Source organism: Amycolatopsis sp. NBC_00438 (assembly GCF_036026695.1).
Lineage (GTDB): Bacteria > Actinomycetota > Actinomycetes > Mycobacteriales > Pseudonocardiaceae > Amycolatopsis.
In genome coordinates this window covers 3,052,866-3,074,664 of the sequence record NZ_CP107923.1, presented here as the reverse complement: position 1 = coordinate 3,074,664, position 21,799 = coordinate 3,052,866, and the positions used below count along the sequence as shown (strand labels likewise).

The following is a 21,799-nucleotide window of genomic DNA, read 5'->3' as shown; positions in this document are numbered from 1 at the left end:
ATGACCGAGGACAAGAAGCTCGTCGAATACCTCAAGTGGGTCACCGCCGACCTCGCCAAGACGCGCAAGCGGGTCGAGGAGCTGGAGTCGGCGGAGCAGGAACCGGTCGCGATCGTGTCGATGGCGTGCCGCTACCCGGGCGGCGTGCGGTCGCCGGAAGACCTGTGGGACCTCGTCCTCGACGGCGGGGACGGCATCGCCGGGTTCCCGGAGGACCGCGGCTGGGACCTTGACAGCCTGTTCGGCTCCGAGCGCGGCCGCTCGTACGTCCGCGAAGGCGGTTTCGTCGATGGTGCCGGGAAGTTCGACCCCGGTCTGTTCGGCATCTCGCCGCGCGAAGCCCTGGCGATGGACCCGCAGCAGCGACTCCTGCTGGAGACGTCGTGGGAGGCCATCGAACGCGCGGGCGTCGACCCGCTTTCGTTGCGCGGCAGCAAAACCGGCGTCTTCGCCGGCGTGATGTACCACGACTACGGCCAGGGTGCCCAGTTCCCCGAAGAGGCCCTCGGCTTCCTCGGCGTCGGCACCGCGGGCAGCGTCATGTCCGGCCGCGTCTCCTACTCGCTCGGCCTCGAAGGCCCGGCCGTCACGATCGACACGGCGTGCTCGTCGTCGCTGGTCGCGATGCACTGGGCCGCGCAGGCGCTGCGCGCGGGGGACTGCGACCTGGCCCTCGCCGGCGGTGTCACGATCATGGCGACGCCGGGCTCGTTCGTCGACTTCTCCGCGCAGGGTGGCCTCGCGCGCGACGGCCGCTGCAAGTCCTACGCGGACGCCGCGGACGGCGTCGGCTGGTCCGAGGGTGTCGGCCTGGTCATGCTGGAGCGCCTGTCGGACGCGCGCCGCAACGGCCACGAAGTCCTGGCCTTGCTGCGTGCATCCGCGGTCAACCAGGACGGCGCGTCCAACGGCATCACCGCCCCCAACGGCCCGTCGCAGCAGCGGGTCATCCGCCAGGCGCTGACCGGCGCCGGCCTCGGACTGTCCGATGTGGACGTCGTCGAAGGCCACGGCACCGGCACGCCGCTGGGTGACCCGATCGAGGCGCAGGCCCTGCTGGCCACCTACGGCCGCGGCCGCGAGACGCCGCTGCTGCTCGGGTCGGTGAAGTCGAACATCGGCCACACCCAGGCCGCCGCCGGCGTCGCGGGCGTGATCAAGATGGTCCAGGCGCTGCGCCACGGCGTGGTGCCGAAGTCGGTCAACCTGGACGGCCCGTCGTCGCAGGTCGATTGGACCGCGGGCGCCGTCGAGGTCGTCACCGAGAACACCGCCTGGCCGGAGGTGGACCGCGCGCGCCGCGCCGCCGTCTCGTCGTTCGGCATCAGCGGTACCAACGCCCACGTCATCCTCGAACAGGCCGCGCCCGCCGAAGCGACCGGCGGGGAAGTCGCGCCCGCCGGGGTCCGCCCGTTCGTCCTGGCCGGCCGCACCGAAGCCGCATTGAAAGCCCAGGCCGCCCGACTGCTCGCCCACCTCGGCGACGGCGACCTCGACGCGCCCGACCTCGCGTGGTCGCTGGCCGCGTCCCGCGCCGCCCTCGACCACCGCGCGGTGATCGTCGCCGACGACCCCCGCGTGGGCCTCGCGGCACTCGCCTCCGGCACCCCGGACCCAGCGGTGACCACCGGCGCCGCCGACGTCGACGGCCAGATCGTCTTCGTCTTTCCCGGCCAGGGCGCGCAGTGGGCCGGCATGGGCGCGCGGCTCCTGGCCGAGTCGCCGGTGTTCGCGGCCCGGATCGCCGAGTGCGACGCAGCCTTGTCCGCCCACGTCGACTGGTCGCTGACCGCCGTCCTGCGCGGTGCCGCCGACGCGCCCAAGCTGGACCGGGTCGACGTCATCCAGCCCGCGTCGTTCGCCGTGATGGTCGGCCTGGCCGCGCTCTGGCAGTCCGCCGGGATCCGGCCGGACGCCGTCGTCGGTCACTCCCAGGGCGAGATCGCGGCCGCGTGCGTGTCCGGCGCGCTGAGCCTGGCCGACGCCGCCCGCGTCGTCGCGTTGCGCAGCCAGGCCATCGCCCGCCGGCTGGCCGGTGCCGGGTGCATGATTTCGGTGGCGCTGCCGGTCGCCGACGTCGAAACGCGGCTCGAGGCCTATGCGGACAAGCTGTCGGTCGCCGTGGTCAACAGCCCGTCGTCCGTCGTCGTCGCCGGGGACCCGGAGGCGGGGGAGCAGCTCATCGCCGAGCTGACGACGGCCGAGATCCGCGTCCGCCGCGTCGACGTCGACTACGCGTCGCACTCCGCGCACGTCGAGCTGATCGAGCAGGAGCTGCACACCGCGCTGGCCGGGCTCGCGCCGCGCCAGTCGGACATCCCGTTCTTCTCCACGGTCGACGGCGACTGGCTCGACACGACCAAGATGGACGCCGCCTACTGGTACCGGAACCTGCGTCAGCGCGTCCGCTTCGAAGACGCCGTCCGTGAGCTGCTTTCCTTGCAGTACCAGGTTTTCTTCGAGATCAGCTCGCATCCGGTGCTGGCCGTCGCGATCCAGGACACCGCCGAATCCGCCGAGGCCCGCGCGGTCGTCACCGGCACGCTGCGCCGTGACAACGGCGGCCTCGACCGGTTCCTGACCTCGGTCGCCGAGGCGCACGTCCGCGGCGTCAGCCCGGACTGGAAGACGCTGCTGGCCACCGGCGCGCACATCGTCCCGCTGCCCACCTACGCCTTCCAGCACGAGTACTACTGGCCCGAGCCCGCTTCGGCCGACACGGCCGCGGACCCGGCGGAGGCGGAGTTCTGGACCGCCGTCGACGACGCCGACTTCGCCGCGCTCAGCACCACCCTCGACGTCGAAGAGGACGCGCTCACCCGGGTGCTGCCCGCGCTCTCGTCGTGGCGACGCCGCCGCGGCGAACAGTCCGCTGTGGACGCTTGGCGCTACCGCATCACGTGGAAGCCGTTGTCGGCCGAGACGTCCGCGCCGGGCCGGTGGCTCGCGCTCGTCCCCACCGACCTGCCCGCCGACATCGCGGAAGCCCTCGACACGCTGAACGCCGTCCAGGTCCGCGTCGAGGCCGACGCCGTCGACGCGCTGCGCGACGCGTTGCCGGGTCAGGACTACACCGGCGTCCTCTCGCTGCTCGACCTCGACGGGACGTCCTTCGCGACGACGGCCGCGCTCACCGAGGCCCTGGCCGAGGCCGAAGCCGTCGTGCCGCTGTGGTGCGTCACCCGCGGCGCGGTGTCGGTCGGCCGGTCCGAGCCGGTGCGCGACCCCGCCCGCGCCGCGCTCTGGGGCGCCGGGCGGGTGCTGGCCTTGGAATTCCCGCGCGCCTGGGGCGGCCTGATCGACCTGCCCGAGATGCTTGACGCCCGGGCCACGGCCCGGTTCGCCGCCGCCGTCGGCGGGCCCGAAGACCAGGTCGCCGTGCGTGCCTCCGGCCTGTTCGGCCGCCGTCTGGTCCGCTCCGCGGCCGGGGGAGCGGCCGAGCCGTGGCGCCCGCACGGCACCGTCCTGGTCACCGGCGGCCACGAAGGGTTCGGCGAGCACGTCACCCGCTGGCTCACCGACGCCCACGTCCTGCACGCGGGCCCGGACGACCTCGCCGACCGCGACGCGCTGACCGCCCTGCTCGCCACCGTGCCCGAGGATCGGCCCCTGACCGCCGTGCTGCACACCGCCGGGATGGCGGAAGCCGGTGCCTACGACTCCGCCGTCCTCCTCGACGACGTGCTGCACGACCACGACCTCGAAGCGTTCGTGCTGTTCTCGTCGGTGTCCGCGATCTGGGGCGCCGAAGGCCAGCGCGACCGCGCCGCCGTCGACACCGGCCTGGACGCCCTGGCCCGCCACCGCCGCGACCGCGGCCTGGCCGCGACGTCGATCGCCTGGAGCGCGTGGGCCGGCACCGGCGTCGCCGCCGATGAAGAGACCGCCGAGTTCCTGCGAGCCCGCGGCCTGCCTCCCCTCGACCCGGACCAGGCGCTGCTCGCGCTGGGCCAGGCCGTCGCCCACGACGACACCGCCGTCGTGCTCGCCGACGTCCGGTGGGACCGGTTCGTCCCGGCCCTGACCTCCCGCCGCGCGGGCACGCTGCTCGACGAACTGCCCGAGGTACGTGAACTGGCGGAAGGGCCGTCCGCCGACGCCGTCTCGACCGCGTCGGCGCTGCTGGACCGGCTGCGTGGGCTGTCCGAGCGTGAACGCGAAGACGCGCTGCTCGACCTCGTCCGCGACCAGGTCGCGGGCCTGCTCGGCTACGCGGGCGGCGCCGCCATCGAGGCCCGCCGCCCGTTCCGCGACCTCGGCTTCGACTCGCTCACCTCGGTGGAGCTGCGGAACCGGATCAACGCCGCGACCGGCCTCACGCTGCCCTCCACGCTCGTGTTCGACCACCCGCGCCCGGACGCCGTCGCGCGCCTGCTGGCGACCGAACTGCTCGGAGGCGGCGACCTCACGGCCGCCCCGGCGGCGTCGGGGATCGTCGACGGCGACCCGATCGTCATCGTCGGCATGAGCTGCCGCTACCCGGGCGGCGTCCGCTCGCCCGAGGACCTGTGGCGCCTCGTCGCCGACGGCACCGACGCGATCACGGAGTTCCCCGTCGACCGCGGCTGGGATCTGCTCGGCCTCAGCGGCGGCATGTCGTACGTCCAGGAAGGCGGGTTCGTCGACGGCGTCGCAGACTTCGACGCCGGCTTCTTCGGCATCTCACCCCGCGAAGCGCTCGCCATGGACCCGCAGCAGCGCCAGCTGCTCGAAGCGGCCTGGGAGCTGTTCGAACGCGCCGGAATCGGCTCGGACAGCCTGCGCGGCAGCGACACCGGCGTCTACGTCGGCGGCTCCGGCAACGGCTACTCGCCGCCACCGGAACTCGCCGGGCACCTGCTCACCGGCGCGGCCACGAGCGTCCTGTCCGGCCGGATCTCCTACCTCTTCGGCCTCGAAGGGCCGTCGGTCACCGTCGACACCGCGTGCTCGTCTTCGCTGGTCGCGCTGCACATGGCCGCACGGGCCCTGGCGTCCGGGGAGTGCTCCCTGGCCGTCGCCGGCGGTGTCACGGTGATGGCGACGCCCAGCGCGTTCGTCGAGTTCAGCTACCAGGGCGGCCTCGCGGCCGACGGCCGTTGCCGGTCGTTCGACGAGGCCGCGGGCGGCACCGGCTGGTCCGAAGGCACGGGGCTGCTCCTGCTGGAGCGCCTGTCCGACGCCGTCCGCAACGGCCACACCCCGCTCGCCGTCGTGCGCGGGACCGCGGTCAACTCCGACGGCGCGTCCAACGGCCTCACCGCCCCCAACGGGCCGTCGCAGCAGCGCGTCATCCGCCAGGCCCTGTCCAACGCGGGCCTGACCGGCACCGAGGTCGACGCCGTCGAGGCGCACGGCACCGGCACGCAGCTGGGCGACCCGATCGAGGCCCAGGCCTTGATCGCCGCCTACGGCACCGGCCGTGAACGGCCGCTGCTGCTCGGCTCGATCAAGTCCAACATCGGCCACTCGCAGTCCGCCGCCGGCGTCGCCGGGGTGATCAAGATGGTCGAGGCGATCCGCCACGGCGTGCTGCCGAAGACCCTGCACCTCGACGCGCCGACGTCCAAAGTGGACTGGCAGCCGGACGCCGTCACGTTGCTTTCCGACCAGCAGGACTGGCCCGAGACCGGGCGGCCGCGTCGCGCGGGTGTGTCGTCGTTCGGTGTCAGCGGCACCAACGCCCACGTGATCCTGGAACAAGCCACGGCCCTGGACTCGACGCCTGCTTCGGTCGCCGGTCCGGTGCCCGTGGTGGTCTCGGCTCGCACGCCCGAGCGGCTCGCGGCGCAGGCCGAGCGTCTCGCCTCGTTCGTCACCGAGCACCCGGACGTCGCCGTCGCCGACCTGGCCGCGGCGCTGGCGGGCCGTACGCAGTTCGACCACCGCGCCGGTCTCGTCGCGGGCGACCGTGACGAACTCCTCGACGGCCTCACCGTGCTGGCGCGCGGAACCCGGGCGCCCACCGCGGCCGGACCGGCCGGCGGGAAGCTCGCGATCCTGTTCGCCGGACAGGGCAGCCAGCGCCCGGGCATGGGCCGCGACCTCGCCGCCGCGTACCCGGTGTTCGCCGACGCGCTCGACGCCGTGCTCGCCCACCTCGACGTCGAACTCGACCGCCCGCTGCGCGAGGTGATGCAGACCGATCTGCTCAACGAAACCGGCTACGCCCAGCCCGCCATCTTCGCCTTCGAAGTCGCGCTCTACCGGCTCCTCGAGTCGTGGGGCGTGCGGGCGGACTTCGTGACGGGACACTCGATCGGCGAGATCGCGGCCGCGCACGTCACCGGCGTGCTGAGCCTGGCCGACGCGTGCCGGATGGTCGCCGCGCGCGGTCGCCTCATGCAGGCCCTGCCGCCCGGCGGCGCGATGCTGTCGCTCGTGGCGACCGAGGACGAGGTCCGGCCGCTGCTCACCGACGACGTCGCGATCGCCGCTCTCAACGGCCCGCGGTCCGTCGTCGTCTCCGGCACCGAAGAAGCCGTGCTCGCGCTGGGTGCGCACTTCGCGAAGACGCGGCGGCTGTCGGTCTCGCACGCCTTCCACTCGCCGCTGATCGAGCCCGCCCTGGACGAGTTCGGCAAGGTCGTGGCGGAGCTGGAATTCGCGGCGCCGTCGATCCCGATCGTCTCGGGCGTCACCGGCGTCCTCGCGACCGAGCTGGACTCGCCGGAGTACTGGGTGCGCCAGGCCCGCGAGGCCGTGCGGTTCGCGGACGCCGTCACCACGCTCGCCGAGGCGGGGGCGACGACGTTCCTCGACGTCGGCCCGGACGGCGTCGCCGCCGCGATGGCGGCCGACAGCCTGGCCGAGGACACGGGGGAGGTCGTCGCGGCCGTTCGCGCCGACGGCGACGAGTGCCGCGCGCTGACCACCGCGCTGACCCGCTTGCACGCCCGGAACGTGCCCCTGGACTGGGCCGCGTTCTTCGGCGGCGGAGTCCCGGTCGACCTGCCCACCTACCCCTTCGCGGCCGACCGGTACTGGCCCGAGGGGTTCCACGGCGCGGGCGGCGACCTGCGCCTGTCCGGTCTGCACTCCGCCGAGCACCCGTTGCTCGGCGCCGGGGTCGCGCTGCCGGAGTCCGGCGGGTTCCTGTTCACCGGCGCGCTGTCGCCGCAGGTGCAGCCGTGGCTCGCCGACCACACCGTCGAGGGGACGATCGTGTTCCCGGAGGCGGGGTTCGTCGAACTCGCCGTGCGGGCGGGTGACGAGGTCGGCTGCGACGTCGTCGACGAGCTGACCATCGAGACGCCGTTGACCCTCCCGCCAGTCGGTGGGGTGCACGCCCAGGTCGTCGTCGGCGCCGCGAACCCCGCGGGCGACCGGATTCTAACCATCTGGACCCGGCCCGAGGGTGTCGGCGAGGCGTCGTGGACGCGCACGGCGTCCGGCCGGCTCTCGATGGGGGCCGGCGAACCCGCGGTCGATCCGACGTGGCCGCCCGACGCGACCGAAGTCGATCTCGCGGACTTCTACGACGGGCTCGCCGAGCGCGGGCACGTCGTCGGCGCCGCGTTCCGCGGCCTGCGGACGGCGTGGCTGGGGGCGGACGAGGTGTTCGCCGAGATCGCGCTGCCCGCCGAGCGGCAGGACGACGCCGCGAAGTTCGGGCTGCACCCGGCGTTGCTCGACGCGGCGCTGCAAGCCGTGTCGCTGCTGGATTCGACGTCCCGCGCGGCGACCGGCTGGACGCGGTTCGCGCTGCACGCCACCGGCGCGGCGGCCGCTCGCGTCCACGTCCGGCGCACGGCCGAAGACACGATCACGCTCGACCTCACCGATGCCGCCGGCGCGCTCGTCGCCTCGGCGGAGACGGTGGTGCTCGGCGAAGCCGCTGTCGCGCCGCGGGAATCGGGCTCCGACTCGCTGTTCCACCTGGAGTGGACGCCGCTGCCCGAAACGCCGTCGCCTCGGGCGGCCCGCTGGCTCGTGCTCGGCGACGCCGCGGGTTTCCCGGACGCCGAAACGCACGCCGACCTGCCCGGTCTGGTGGCCGCGGCGAGCGACGACGCGGTGCTCGTCATCCCGGTCGCGACCGAGGGCGACGACCTGGCCGCCGTCACGCACCGGGCGACCACGACCGTCCTGGACCAGTTGCAGCTCCTGCTGGCTGCCGACGGCCTTGACGGCGTCCCGGCGGTGTTCGTCACCCGCGGCGGCGGCCCGGTCGCTGCCGCGGTGCACGGGCTGGTCCGGGCCGCGCAGTCGGAGAACCCGGGCCGGTTCCTGCTGGCCGACCTCGGGACTTCCGACGCGGACCTGCTGCCGGTGATCGTGGCGTCGGGGGAGACCCAGATCTCGGTCCGCGACGGCGTCCCGCACCGGGCTCGCCTGGTGCGAGCGCCTGCCGCGGCGGCTGCGGACTTCGACCTCGGTGCCGGGACGGTGCTCGTCACCGGCGGCACCGGGGGACTGGGCCGCCTGCTGGCCCGGCACCTCGTCACCACCCACGGCGTCCGGCACCTGCTGCTCGCCAGCCGTCGCGGACTCGGCTCCGCCGGAGCCGCGGAACTGGTGGCGGAGCTGAAGGAACTCGGCGCCGACGTCCGGGTCGCCGCGTGCGACACGTCGGACCGCGAGGACGTCGTGGACCTGCTCGCGTCGGTGCCCGTCGACCACCCGCTGACGGCGGTCGTGCACACGGCCGGCGTCCTCGACGACGGCGTCGTCGGCTCGCTGACCCCGGCGCGGCTCAAGAAGGTGTTGCGCCCCAAGGTCGACGGCGCCTGGCACCTGCACGACCTGACCCGCGAACTCGACCTCTCGGCGTTCGTCCTGTACTCGTCGGCGAGCGGCCTGCTCGGCGGCGTCGGCCAGGGCAACTACGCCGCGGCCAACTCGTTCCTCGACGCACTGGCCGAACAGCGGCGCGACGAGGGTCGGCCGGCGCTGTCGCTGGCGTGGGGGCCGTGGGCCCAGGCGGACGGCATGGCGGGCACGCTCGCCGACGTCGACGCGCAGCGGCTGGAGAAGTCCGGGATGCGGCGCCTGCGTCCGGAGGAGGGCTTGGCCCTGTTCGACGCGGCGGTTCGCTCCGGCGCGGCCACGATCGTCCCGGTGGCCCTGGACCTCGCGATCCTGCGCGGCCACGTCGTCCCGCCGGTGCTGCACGGCCTGGTCCCGAAGGTCCGCCGCACGGCCAAGATCAGCGAAGAGGGCCTGCGGTCGTTCGTGCCGCAGCTGGGTGACCTCGAGCCGGCGGCGCAGCAGAAGGAGCTGCTGGGGCTGGTCCGCGAACTGGCGGCCAGCGTGCTGGGCCACAACACCCCGCAGGCGATCGACCCGGACGTCGGCTTCACCGAGATCGGCTTCGACTCGCTGACGGTGGTGGAGCTGCGCAACCGCCTCAGCTACGCGACGGGCCTCACCCTCCCGGCGACGGTCCTGTTCGACCACCCCAACCCCCGCGACCTGAGCGAGCACCTGCGCGACCTCCTGAGCCCCGAGGCGACCGACCCCGCGGAACGCGTCCTGGCCGAACTGGCCCGCTTCGAGCACCTGGCGGAAACCCCGGACCTCCCACCGGCCGCGGTGACCACCCTGACCACCCGCCTCCGCGCGCTGCTGGACCGCCTGGACGCCGGCGGCGACGAGTTCCTCGACTCCCTGGACTCGGCCAGCGACGGCGAGCTGTTCCGCCTGATCGACTCCGAACTCTCGTAACCCCAAGACCGAAACGGGGCCGCCGGCTAACGCCGACGGCCCCGTTCCGTTGTGCCGACTGTCCAGGTACGCCAGCCGACCCTCTGGGTACGCGAGCCGACTGTCTGGGTACGCGAGCCGACTGTCTGGGTACGCGAGCCGACTGTCTGGGTACGCGAGCCGACTGTCTGGGTACGCGAGCCTGCCGGTACCGGAACGGCCGACACGGTGCGGGCAGCAGAAAGCCGGGCCGGGGAACGTGTCCCCGGCCCGGCTGTGAAGCGAAACTCAGGCGGTTTCGGTCTGGAAGGTGCGGGTGTTCCAGCGCAGGGCCAACGCCGCCAGCGCGATGATGATCACCGCGCCCATCAACGTCGGGACCAGCGGGAGCGTCTCGCGGAAGCTCGCCCGGCTGATGTCCACGATGTACGCCAGGGGGTTGAGACGCGAGAGGACGTAGAGCCACGTCGGCGCGCGGTCGGGGGTGATCGGGAGCAGGATGCCCGACAGCAGCGTCAGCGGCAGGATCGCGATGTTCACCAGCGACGAGAACGCGTCCTCGTTCTTCAGCTTCAGCACGATCGCGTGCGAGCAGCAGGCGATCGTCATCGACGTCAGCGCCGCGATCGCCAGCACCAGCAGGACACCCACGACGCTCAGCGAGACGCCGAAGACGCCGCCCGCCAGGACCAGGATGATCACGCTCTGGATCAGTGACAGCGTCACCGACGGCAGGGCCTTGCCCAGGCTCAGCGACGTCCGGCTGACCGGGGTGACGCGCAGCCGGTCCAGGGTGCCGTTGCGGAGGTTGCTCAGCAGGATGTAGCCGCCGTAGATGCCGTTGGTCGCGGCGATCTGGACGATCAGCGCCGGGGTCAGGTCCACCCACGACGTGCCCGCCGGGGTGCCCGGCGCGCGTGTCACCAGCACCGCCAGCAGTGGCCCGCACAGCACCAGGTACAGCACCGGCTGGATCATGCCCATCATCAGGTACGGCTTGTTCCGCAGTGTGACCGCGAGTTCGCTGCGGTAGATCAGGATCGCTTCACGCAGCATCGGTCACTCCGTCGGGTTCGAGTCCGGCGGCGGCCGGCTCGCGCAGGCTCCGGCCGGTGAGGGTGAAGAAGACGTCGTCGAGCGTCGGGCGCTGGACGCGCAGGGCGACCAGCGGGATGTCCGCCTGGTCCAGCGCCCGGACCAGCGGCGAGAGGACCTCCTCGCTGTGCGCGACCTGGAAGTGCAGGGTCGCGCCGTCGCGGCGGAGGCGTTCCGCCGAACCCAGCCCGGCGACGACGAGCTCGGCGTGGTCCGCGAGCTCCTCGGGCACCGTGACCTCGACGCCGTCGCCGAGCAGCCGGGACTTCAGCGCGTCCGGGGTGTCCTCGGCGACGATCACGCCGTTGTCGATGATCTGGATCCGGTCGGCCAGCGCGTCGGCCTCGTCGAGGTAGTGCGTCGAGAGGAACACGGTGACGCCCTGCTCGTCGCGCAGCCGCCGGATGTGGCTCCACAGGTGGGCGCGGCTCTGCGGGTCGAGGCCGGTGGTCGGCTCGTCGAGGAACAGCAGCGTCGGGCTGTGGACCATGCCGAGCGCCAGGTCGAGCCGGCGCCGCTGGCCACCCGAGAGCGTCACCGTGAGGCGCTCCTGCAGGCCGTCGAGGTCGAGCTGGTGCGAGATCTCCCGCGCCCGCTCGGTCGCGTCGGTCTTGTTCAGGCCGTACAACCGGCCCTGCAGCACCAGCTCCTCGCTGACCTTGCGCTCCTCGACCGTGCCGCCGCCCTGGGCGACGTAGCCGATGTGCCGGCGCACGCTCGTCGGCTCGGTGAGCAGGTCGGCACCGGCGATCGTGGCCGTGCCGGCCGTCGGCTTGATCAACGTCGTCAGCATCCGCATGGTCGTGGTCTTCCCGGCGCCGTTCGGGCCGAGGAACGCCACGATCTCGCCGGCGCCGACGTCCAGGTCGACCCCGCGCACCGCCTCGACCGTGCGGCCCTGCGCGGTGAAGGTCCGGGCCAGCCCCTGGGCCTTGATCATCGATACCTCCGGGTGCGCCGGCCGGTCACCGGGCGAGCCGGGCCGACGGGGTGGGTGAGGGTGCGGCGTGCTCGTCCGCGACGAGGGACAGCAGCAGGTCGGCGGCGGCTTCCCGGCCGCGGCCGGGCTCGTGCTGCAGCCGGGCGATCTCCCGGGCCCGGGTGGTGAACTCCGGGTTCCGCAGCACCTCGGTCAGCTTCGCGACGGTGTCGTCGACGTCGACGATCTCGGGCCGGTCGACCACCAGGCCGACGCCGAGGTCCCGGCCGCGCACGGCCTGGTCGTAGCAGTCGACGAACAGCGGACGGGTCAGCAGCGGCTTGCCGAAGTAGAGGCTTTCGACGAACCCGTTGCCGCCACCGTGGGTGAAGTGGGCGCGCACGTGCGGGTGGGCGAGGACGTCCAGCTGCGACGGCAGCCACTTCTCGATCCGCAGGTTCGACGGCAGGTCGTCCGGCAGGAGCTTGTGGGCCGCGGCCGGCAGCCGCCAGAGCACGGAGTGGTCGCCGTAGAGCCGCCGCACGACCTCGACGAGGTTCGCGACCTCGGTCGCGCCCAGCCGGGCGACCGTGCCGAACCCCATGTACACCACGGATTCGTGCCGGTCGAGCCAGCCCTTGACGTCCTGCTCGTCCGGCAGCTCCGGGATCGGCGGCAGGATCGCGCCGAGCATCCGGAAGTGCTCCGGGACCTCGAGCGGGTAGTCGAGCTCGGCCAGCGTGTAGCTGAACACCAGCCGGGCCTGGTCGATGCGCGAGGTGTACTTCGCGGCCAGGCGGGACACGCCCAGCTCCTTGTTGGACTTGACGTACTCGACGACCCGCTTGCGCAGCAGCGAATCCGCGATGAAGAGACGGCCTCGGCGGCGGCGGAAGGCGTTGTTCTCCCGGCGCTGCTGGGGCGTCATGTCCAGCGGCAGCCCGGAGTGCGGGGCCGGGAAGGTCTTCGGGAGCTTGTTGACGAGGTTGCTCGGCGAGAACGGCGCGCTGACGACGTACGGGATCCCGTAGGTGACGGCCAGCTCGAAACCCGCGTGCAGCAGGGAGTCGATCACCATCAGCGCCGGCTCGACCTCGCGGACGATCTTCTCGAGCGCGCGGTAGGAAGCGTTGCGGAAACGCGTGTCGAACGTCTGGCGCATCAGCGCCTTGTGCGCCTTCCAGCGCGACTGCTGGGTGACGGCCGCGTAGGTCTCGTCGTCCCAGGCGCCCGAGGACAGCTCGGGGATCGGCGCGCCGAGCGACCGGAACGCGACCGTGCTGCCGGTCCCGTCGGCGCCGATCGCTTCGACCTCCTCACGGCGGTTGTCGCTCGTGGCGAAGTACAGGCCGGGCACGTCCCGCCGGGACAGCTCGGCCGCCAGCACCAGCTGGGGGTTGATCAGTCCGCTGTCCGGCGAGCTGACGAAGAGGATCGGGCGCCGATCTCGGCTCATGGTCGAGCACCTTTCACGGACGGGGGGCGCGCGGACCGGGCGACCGTAACAGCGGTGTTTCCGTGATTTACCTACTGTTGCGCGCGGTCCGCGGCGCTGGGGGAGCGGCCGACTCGCGGACCGAATCGACCACTCCCGCGCGCGTGTCGGCCGGTGTGGCCGCCGGGTGCGGCCGGAAAGACTAAGGGTTTGCGGGCGCGGGGTGGGTTTGAATCACGCGATGCGGAATCCGGACCCGGCCCCGGGATCCGGCGCCGCCGGACCCGTCCGGACGACACCGAGAGGCCAGGATGGCTAGCGAGAGCCAGCTTCGTGACTACCTCAAGCGCGTCACCGCCGACCTGCACCGGTCCCGGCAGCGCGTCCGCGAGTTCGAGACGGCCGCGACCGAGCCGATCGCGGTGATCGGGATCGGCTGCCGGTTCCCCGGCGGCGTCTCCTCGCCGGAGCAGCTGTGGGACCTCGTCGCGGCCGGCACCGACGCGATCGGGCCGCTGCCCGCGGGCCGCGGCTGGGACGCGCTGCTCGCCGGCGTCGACCGCAGCACCGTCAGCCTCGGTGACGTCGACGCCTGGCGTGGCGGCTTCGTCGACGAGCCCGACCGCTTCGACGCCGGGTTCTTCCGCATCTCCCCGCGTGAAGCCCTCGCCATGGACCCGCAGCAGCGGGTGCTGCTGGAAGTCACCTGGGAGGCCCTCGAACGCGCCCGGATCGTCCCCGCGAGCCTGCGCGGCAGCCGCACCGGCGTCTTCGTCGGCACCAACGGCCAGAGCTACGGCAAACTCCTCGCCGCGTCCGGCGAGACCGTCGAAGGGCACACCGGCACCGGCAACACCGCCGCCGTGCTGTCCGGCCGGATCGCCTACGCCTTCGGGTTCGAAGGCGCCTCGGTCACCGTCGACACGGCCTGTTCGTCCTCGCTGGTCGCCGCGCACTGGGCGACGCAGTCCCTGCGCTCCGGTGAGTGTTCCCTGGCGCTCGCCGGTGGTGTCACGGTGATGGCGACGCCCGAGGCGTTCGCGGAGTTCAGCAAGCAGGGCGGCCTCGCGCCGGACGGCCGCTGCAAGGCGTTCGCCGACGGCGCCGACGGTGTCGGCTGGTCCGAAGGCGCCGGGATCCTCGTCCTGGAACGGCTTTCCGACGCTCGGCGCCACGGCCACCCGGTGCTCGCCGTCCTGCGCGGCACCGCCGTGAACTCCGACGGCGCCAGCAGCGGCCTGACCGTCCCCAATGGACCGTCGCAGCAACGCGTGATCCGCTCCGCGCTCGCCGCGTCCGGCCTGACGACGAACGACGTCGACGTCGTGGAAGCCCACGGCACCGGCACGAAACTGGGCGACCCGATCGAGGCGCAGGCCCTGCTGGCCACCTACGGCAGGGACCGCGAGACGCCGCTGCTGCTCGGGTCGGTCAAGTCGAACTTCGGCCACACCCAGGCCGCCGCCGGGGTCGCCGGGATCATCAAGATGGTCATGGCGATCCGCCACGGCGAAGTGCCGCGCACGCTGCACGCCGAGACGCCGTCGTCCCAGGTGGACTGGTCCGCCGGCGCCGTCACCCCGGTCACCGAGCAGGTGTCCTGGCCCGAGACCGGCCGCCCGCGCCGCGCGGCGGTGTCGTCGTTCGGGGTCAGCGGCACCAACGCCCACACGATCGTCGAGCAGGCTCCCGAACCCGAACCCGTCGAGTCCGTGACCACCACCGGTCCCGTGGCGTGGTTCGCGTCGGCCCGCTCCGAGAGGGCGTTGCGGGCCCAGGTCGAGCGCCTTCTCGCCGCGACGGCCGACAGCACACCCGCCGCCGACGTCGCTCTGTCCACGGGCGTGACGCGCGCCGGGTTCGAACACGGCCTGGCCGCCGTCGGCCCGGACTCCGCGACCCTGCGCGAAGCCCTGCGTGGCTGGCTCAGCAAGGGCGCGGCTCCCGGCGTCACCACGGCGTCCGCGGTCCGCGGCGAGACGGCGTTCCTGTTCTCCGGCCAGGGTGCGCAGCACCGGGACATGGGCCGCCGCCTGTCCGAGGTGCACCCGGTCTTCGCGGCCGCCTTCGACGAGATCGTCGAGAGGTTCCCGAACCTGCGTGACGCCCTCGGCGACGACCGGATCGACCGGACGGAGTTCGCGCAGCCCGCTCTCTTCGCCTTCGAAGTCGCGCTGGCGAGGCTCCTCGACACCTGGGGCGTGCGCCCGGACCACGTCGCCGGGCACTCGGTCGGCGAGATCGCCGCCGCGCACGTCGCCGGGGTCCTGACCCTGGACGACGCCTGCACGCTGGTCGCGGCCCGCGCCCGGCTGATGGGCGCGCTGCCCGAAGGCGGCGTGATGGTCGCCGTGCGCGCGTCCGAAGTGGACGTTCAGCTGGTGCTGGAGGAGGGCGTCGACATCGCCGCCGTCAACGGCCCGGAGTCGGTCGTGCTCTCCGGCGTCGAGGACGCCGTCGTCGCGGTCGCCGCGAAGTTCGCCAAGCACCGTCGCCTGCGCGTCTCGCACGCCTTCCACTCGGTCCTGATGGAGCCGATGCTGGACGAGTTCCGCCAGGTCGTCGCGCAACTCGCCTTCGCCGCCCCGCGCGTCCCGGTCGTCTCGGCCGGCGACGTCACCGACCCGGAGTACTGGGTCCGGCAGGTCCGCGACACCGTCCGCTTCGGCGACGCCCTGTCCCGGCTCACCGAAGCCGGCGTGACGCGGTTCGCCGAGATCGGCCCGGACGCCGTGCTGTCCGGCCTGGTCGACGCGGCCGTCGTCGTACCCCTGTCCCGCCGCGACCACGACGAGGACACCACGCTGGTCACCGGGCTCGCCGCGCTGCACGTCGGCGGCGGCACCGTCGACTGGACGGCCGTGCTCCCCGGGGCCCGCCTGGTCGACCTGCCCACCTACCCGTTCCAGCGCGAGCGGTACTGGCCCACGCTCACCGTCCGGGCCGGCAACGCCGCCGGGCTCGGTCTCGCCGCCGTCCGCCACCCGCTGCTCGGCGCCGCCCTCGACGTCGCCGGCACGACCGAGTCCCTGCTCACCGGCACGCTCTCGCTGGCCACCCAGCCGTGGCTCGCGGCGCACCTCGACGAAAGCCGGATCACGTTCCCCGGCACCGGATTCCTCGAACTCGCCCTGCGTGCGGCCCGCAACCTCGGCTGCCCGGAGATCGCCGAGCTGACGCTCACCACGCCGCTGGTGCTCGGCCCGTCCGACGCCCTGGTGCTGCAGGTGCGGGTCGGCTCGCCCGAGGCCGACGGCAGCCGCCCGATCGACGTCCACAGCGCGCCCGCCGGCACCGACGTGCCGGACTGGACCCACCACGCCACCGGCACCCTCGCCGCCGGCCCCGGTCCGGAACCCGCGGTGCTGACCGAAGGCGCGTACCGCACGGACATCACCCTGCCGGACACCCTCGACGGGCACTTCGACCTCCACCCGCTCCTGCTGGCCGAGGCGCTGCGCGCCTGCGTCGCCGACGGCGAGCCCGCCCCGGAACCCCGGGTCTGGCGCGGTGTTTCCCTGCACGCCCAGGGCATGACCCGGCTGCGGCTGCGGGTGGCGCCGCTCGGCGACGCATCCGTGAGCCTGGCCCTGCTCGACTCCGCGGACCGGCCGGTGTTCGTGGCCGGCGAGGTCGAGTTCGCCGGCGGCACCGGCCTGGCGGATCTGTCCGGCCTGGCCGCCGGGCCCGTGCCGCGCGTCGCCGCCAGCCCGCTGGCCGGGAACTGGGCCGACCTCGGCGAGGCCGACCGCACCCGCGCGGCCGAAGACCTGGTCCGCACCACCGTCGCGGCCGTGCTCGGCCACGGCGACACCGGCGCGGTCGGCACCGGCCAGCCGTTCACCGACCTCGGCTTCGACTCGATGATGTCGGTCGAACTCCGCAACCGCCTGACCGCCGCGACGACCCTCGACCTGCCGGCCACGCTCGTGTTCGACCACCCCACCCCGGCCGACGTCGCCCAGCTGCTGCTCGCCGGCCTCTTCGGGGAAGCCGAGCGCACCGGCCCGGTCCGCCGCACCCGGGCGCGCGGCGACGACCCGGTCGTCATCGTCGGGATGAGCTGCCGCTATCCCGGCGGCGTCCGGTCCCCGGCCGACCTCTGGACCATGGTCTCGAACGGCGACGACGCCGTCGGCCCGTTCCCCGCCGACCGCGGCTGGGACCTCGCCACGCTCGCCGCGGGCGCGTCCGCCACCACCTACGGCGGGTTCCTCGACGAGATCGACCGCTTCGACGCCTCCTTCTTCGGCATCTCGCCCCGCGAGGCCCTCGCCATGGACCCGCAGCAGCGCCAAGTGCTCGAGACGTCGTGGGAAGCCCTGGAAGACGCCGGGATCGACCCGCTCGGCCTGCGCGCCAGCGCCACCGGCGTGTTCGTCGGCACCAACGGCCAGGACTACGCGAGTGTGCTCGCCGGCAGCGACGCCGACGTCGGCGCGCACGCGGGCCTCGGCAACGCGGCGAGCGCCGTCTCCGGCCGGGTGTCCTACGTGCTCGGGCTGGAAGGCCCGTCGATGACCGTCGACACGGCGTGCTCTTCGTCGCTGGTCGCGCTGCACCTCGCGAGCCAGGCGCTGCGGGGCGGCGAGTGCTCGCTGGCCATCGTCGGCGGCGTGCTCGTGATGTCCAGCGCCAACTACTTCCTCGGCACCAGCCAGCAGGGCGGCCTCGCCCCGGACGGGCGCTGCAAGGCGTTCGCCGACGCGGCCGACGGCACCGGCTGGGCCGAAGGCGTCGGCATGCTCGTCGTCGAACGCCTCTCCGACGCCCGCCGCAACGGTCACGAGGTCCTCGCCGTGGTGCGCGGCTCCGCGGTCAATTCCGACGGCGCGTCCAACGGCATCACCGCCCCCAACGGCCCGTCCCAGCGCCGGGTCATCCGCGCCGCGCTGGAAGACGCCGGACTGTCCACATCGGACGTCGACGTCGTCGAGGCGCACGGCACCGGCACCACGCTGGGTGACCCGATCGAGGCGCAGGCGCTGCTGGCCACCTACGGCCAGGACCGCGAGAACCCCTTGCTGCTCGGTTCCTTCAAGTCCAACATCGGGCACACCCAGGCGGCCGCCGGAGTCGGCGGGATCATCAAGATGGTCCAGGCGATGCGGCACGGCGTCGTGCCGCCGACCCTGCACGTCGACGCGCCGTCGTCCCATGTGGACTGGACGACCGGCGCCATCGAGCTGGTCACCGAGCCGACGCCATGGCCCGCCGCCGAACGCCCGCGCCGCGCCGGCGTCTCCGCGTTCGGCGTCAGCGGCACGAACGCCCACGTCGTCCTGGAACAGGCCCCGGCCGCCCCGGCACGCAAGCCGGACCCGGAGCCCGCGGTCGTCCCGTGGGTGCTGTCCGCGGCGAGCCGTTCCGCGCTCGACGTGCAGGCCGCCCGGCTGATCGACACGGACAGCACGCCGCTCGCCGCCACTGGCCTCGCCCTCGCGACTCACCGTGCCGCACTGCACCACCGCGCGGTCGTCGTCGGCGCCGACCCGGCCGCGCTGCGCTCCGGCCTGGCCGCGCTGGCCGCCGGTGACGAGGCCGGGAACGTCGTCGAGGGCACCGCCCGCGACGGTGGTCTCGCGCTGCTGTTCACCGGGCAGGGCTCGCAGCGGCTCGGCATGGGCCGCGACCTGCACGCCCGCTTCCCGGTCTACCGCGACGCCTTCGACGAGGTCTGCGCGCAGTTCGACGGACCGCTGCGGGACGTCGTCTTCGGCGACGACGCGGCGCTGCTCGACACGACCGGCTGGGCGCAGCCCGCGATCTTCGCGCTGGAAGTCGCGCTGCTGCGGCTGATCGAATCCTGGGGCGTGCGGGCCGACCACTTCGCCGGCCACTCGATCGGCGAGATCGCCGCCGCGCACGGCGCCGGGGTGCTGTCCCTGGAAGACGCGTGCACGCTCGTCGCCGCCCGCGCCCGCCTGATGCAGGAGCTGCCCGAGGGCGGCGCGATGATCGCGCTGCGGGCGAGCGCCGACGAAGTACGGCCGCTGCTCGGCCCGGACGTCTCGCTCGCCGCCGTTAACGGGCCCGCGTCCGTCGTGATCGCCGGGACCGAAGCGTCCGCCGAAGCCGTCGCCGCGCACTTCGAGAAGGCCCGGCGGATCACCGTCAGCCACGCCTTCCACTCGCCGCTGATGGAACCGATGCTGGACGACTTCGCCAAGGTCGTCGCCGGGCTCGACCTGCGTGTGCCGCGCCGGGCGATCGTGTCCGCCGTGACCGGGCGGCCCGAGCGCGAGCTGCTGGCCACCGCGCAGTACTGGGTAGACCACGTCCGCCAGACCGTCCGGTTCGGTGACGTCGTCGCCGACCTCGCCGCCCGCGGGGTCACCCGGTTCGTCGAGGTCGGCCCGGACGGCGTGCTGTCCGGCATGGCCGCGGAGACCCTGGACGACGCCCTGCTCGTGCCGCTGCTGCGGTCGGGCCGCGACGAGGAGACCACGGTCGTCACCGCGCTGGCCCGCCTGCACACCGACGGCGTCGACGTGGCCTGGGACGCGTTCTTCGCCGGAGCCGACGCGCGCGGCGTCAGCCTGCCGACCTACCCGTTCGCGGGGGAGCGGTTCTGGCCGCAGCCGGCAGCCGTCGCGACGCCGGTGGAGAGCGGTGGCGACGAAGAGTTCTGGGCCGCCCTCGACGGTGCCGACTTCGCCGGACTGGCCGCGGAACTCGACGCGGACGCCGACGAACTCGCCCGTGTCCTGCCCGCGCTTTCCGCACGCCGCAAGGGCCACGTGGACCGCACGATCACCGACGGCTGGCGCTACCGCGTCGACTGGCAGCCCCTGACGGCCACCGCCGCGCCGCGCCGCGAAGACTGGCTGGTCGCCGTACCCGCTGCCCTCGACGGCGACGAGCGGATCGACGTCATCGTGGACGCGCTCGGCGCCGACACCGTCCGCTTGGTCGTCGACACGCCCGACCGCGACGTCCTCCACGACCGGATCACCGCCCTGCTCGGAAGCTTCCCGCGCCCGGCAGGAGTCTTGTCCCTGGTCGCGCTCGACGAGGAACCCGCGGCCGACACGCCGTCGGTGCCTGCCGGGCTCGCGACGACGGCCGCGCTCGTCCAGGCCCTCGGCGACGCCGGGGTCGACGCGCCGCTGTGGTGCGTGACCACCGGCGCTGTCCGGATCGGCCCGGCCGACGCGGCCGGGAGCCTGGCGCAGGCCGCCGTCTGGGGCCTCGGCCGGGTGGCCGCGATGGAGTACCCCGGCCGCTGGGGCGGTCTCGTCGACCTGCCCGCCGACTTCGACCCCCGTGCGCTCACCCGCCTGCCCGCGACGCTGGCCGCGGCGGGGGAGGAGGACCAGCTCGCCCTGCGCCCCGGCGGCGCGCACGTCCGCCGTCTCGTCCCCGCCCCGGCCGGAGCGCCGGTCCCGGACCGGGCCGCCGTCCCGAAGGACGGCACGGTCATCGTCACCGGTGGTACCGGTGCGCTGGGCGGGAAGCTCGCGCACTGGCTCGCCGACGAAGGCGCCGGGCACATCGTCCTCACCAGCCGCCGCGGCCTCGACGCGCCCGGTGCGCGGGAACTCGCCGACGACCTGACCGCGGCCGGGGCCCGGGTGACCGTCGCAGCCTGCGACGTCTCCGACAAGACCGCGCTGGCCGGCCTCATCAGCGGTCTGCCGGAGGAGTTCCCGCTGCGGGGCGTGGTGCACGCCGCCGGTGTGCTCGACGACTGCGTGGTCGACGCCGTCGACCCGGGCCGTTTCGAGACCGTGCTGCGGCCGAAGACGGCCGCCGCGCTCAATCTGCACGAGCTGACCGCAGACCACGACCTGAGCCTGTTCGTGCTGTTCGCCTCGATCGCCGGCACCGTCGGCGGGCCCGGCCAGGGCAGCTACGCCGCCGCCAACGCCGTGCTCGACGCCCTCGCCGAACAACGCGCCCGGGACGGGCTGGCCGCGACGTCGGTCGCCTGGGGCGCGTGGGGCGAGGTCGGCATGGCGGCCGACCCGGCGATCCAGGAACGCATGCGCCGCAGTGGCGCCGCGGCCCTCGCGCCGAGACGCGCGCTCCTCGCCCTCGGTGAGGCCCTGCGCCGCGGTGACGTCTCGCTGACCGTCGCCGACATCGACTGGAGCCGCTACGCGCCGGGCATGGCGCTGATGCGGATGACCCACCTGCTCGACGGGGTCCCGGCCGCCCGTGCCGCCGTCGAGGCCGCTCGGCGCGAACCGGAATCCACGGAAGAGTCCCTGGTGGACGAACTCGCCGCGATGTCCGAACCGGAGCGGGTCAGCACGCTGTCCCGCGCGGTGCGGACGGCGGCCGCGATGATCCTCGGGCACTCCTCACCCGACGCGATCGAGCCGGAGGCCAAGTTCGGCGGCCTCGGCTTCGACTCGCTGAGCGCGGTCGAGTTCCGCAACCTCCTGGCCCGCCGCACCGGGCTGAACCTGGCGCAGGGCATCGTCTTCGACCACCCGACGCCGCTCGCGCTCGCGCAGTACCTGCGGACCGAGCTGGTGCCGGCGGACCGGCCCGCGGCCGATCCGCTGACCGAAGAACTGGACCGGCTGGAACGGGCCCTGGCGGGCGCCCAGCTCAGCGACATCCGCAAGGACGACCTCACCCGACGGCTGCACGGGCTGCTCGACGGGATGCGGTCCGACCGCGTCGCCGGCGACGTCGTCCTCGCGGCCTCGGACGACGAAATGTTCGACCTGCTCGGCAAGGAGTTCGGGATCTCGTGAACAGCCACGATGGGCGAG

At 73.8% G+C, this 21,799-nt stretch carries 5 protein-coding genes; 2 read left to right on the top strand and 3 right to left on the bottom strand.

The features are described from left to right. On the top strand, window positions 1–9,645 hold the full coding sequence (locus OG494_RS13770; protein ID WP_328455602.1) for an SDR family NAD(P)-dependent oxidoreductase: 9,645 nt from the start codon (window positions 1–3) through the stop codon (window positions 9,643–9,645). A 267-nt stretch (window positions 9,646–9,912) separates the two neighbouring features. On the opposite strand, the gene OG494_RS13765 is transcribed toward OG494_RS13770, so the two are convergent. From OG494_RS13765 to OG494_RS13755, 3 genes are read right to left on the bottom strand one after another with little or no spacing between them, the layout of a single operon-like run. Beyond that, the gene (locus OG494_RS13765) at window positions 9,913–10,680 is read right to left on the bottom strand and encodes an ABC transporter permease (protein ID WP_328455600.1); all 768 of its coding nucleotides are present in this window, start codon (window positions 10,678–10,680) and stop codon (window positions 9,913–9,915) included. Further along, entirely contained in the window at window positions 10,670–11,659 is a 990-nt protein-coding gene (locus tag OG494_RS13760; RefSeq protein ID WP_328455598.1) for an ATP-binding cassette domain-containing protein, read from the bottom strand. The genes OG494_RS13765 and OG494_RS13760 overlap by 11 nt, the downstream gene beginning before the upstream one ends. A gap of 25 nt (window positions 11,660–11,684) precedes the next feature. Next, entirely contained in the window at window positions 11,685–13,094 is a 1,410-nt protein-coding gene (locus OG494_RS13755) for a glycosyltransferase (protein WP_328455596.1), read from the bottom strand. Window positions 13,095–13,384: 290 nt separating this feature from the next. Here OG494_RS13755 and OG494_RS13750 point away from each other — a divergent pair, with 290 nt between their 5' ends. Continuing rightward, on the top strand, window positions 13,385–21,781 hold the full coding sequence (locus OG494_RS13750) for a type I polyketide synthase (protein WP_328455594.1): 8,397 nt from the start codon (window positions 13,385–13,387) through the stop codon (window positions 21,779–21,781). Window positions 21,782–21,799: the final 18 nt, after the last annotated feature.

Bases quoted from the DNA above. Each gene is read 5' to 3' on its own strand.
- OG494_RS13755 (WP_328455596.1), bottom strand. From the start codon at position 13,094: ATGAGCCGAGATCGGCGCCCGATCCTCTTCGTCAGCTCGCCGGACAGC.
- OG494_RS13770 (WP_328455602.1), top strand. From the start codon at position 1: ATGACCGAGGACAAGAAGCTCGTCGAATACCTCAAGTGGGTCACCGCC.
- OG494_RS13750 (WP_328455594.1), top strand. From the start codon at position 13,385: ATGGCTAGCGAGAGCCAGCTTCGTGACTACCTCAAGCGCGTCACCGCC.
- OG494_RS13760 (WP_328455598.1), bottom strand. From the start codon at position 11,659: ATGATCAAGGCCCAGGGGCTGGCCCGGACCTTCACCGCGCAGGGCCGC.
- OG494_RS13765 (WP_328455600.1), bottom strand. From the start codon at position 10,680: ATGCTGCGTGAAGCGATCCTGATCTACCGCAGCGAACTCGCGGTCACA.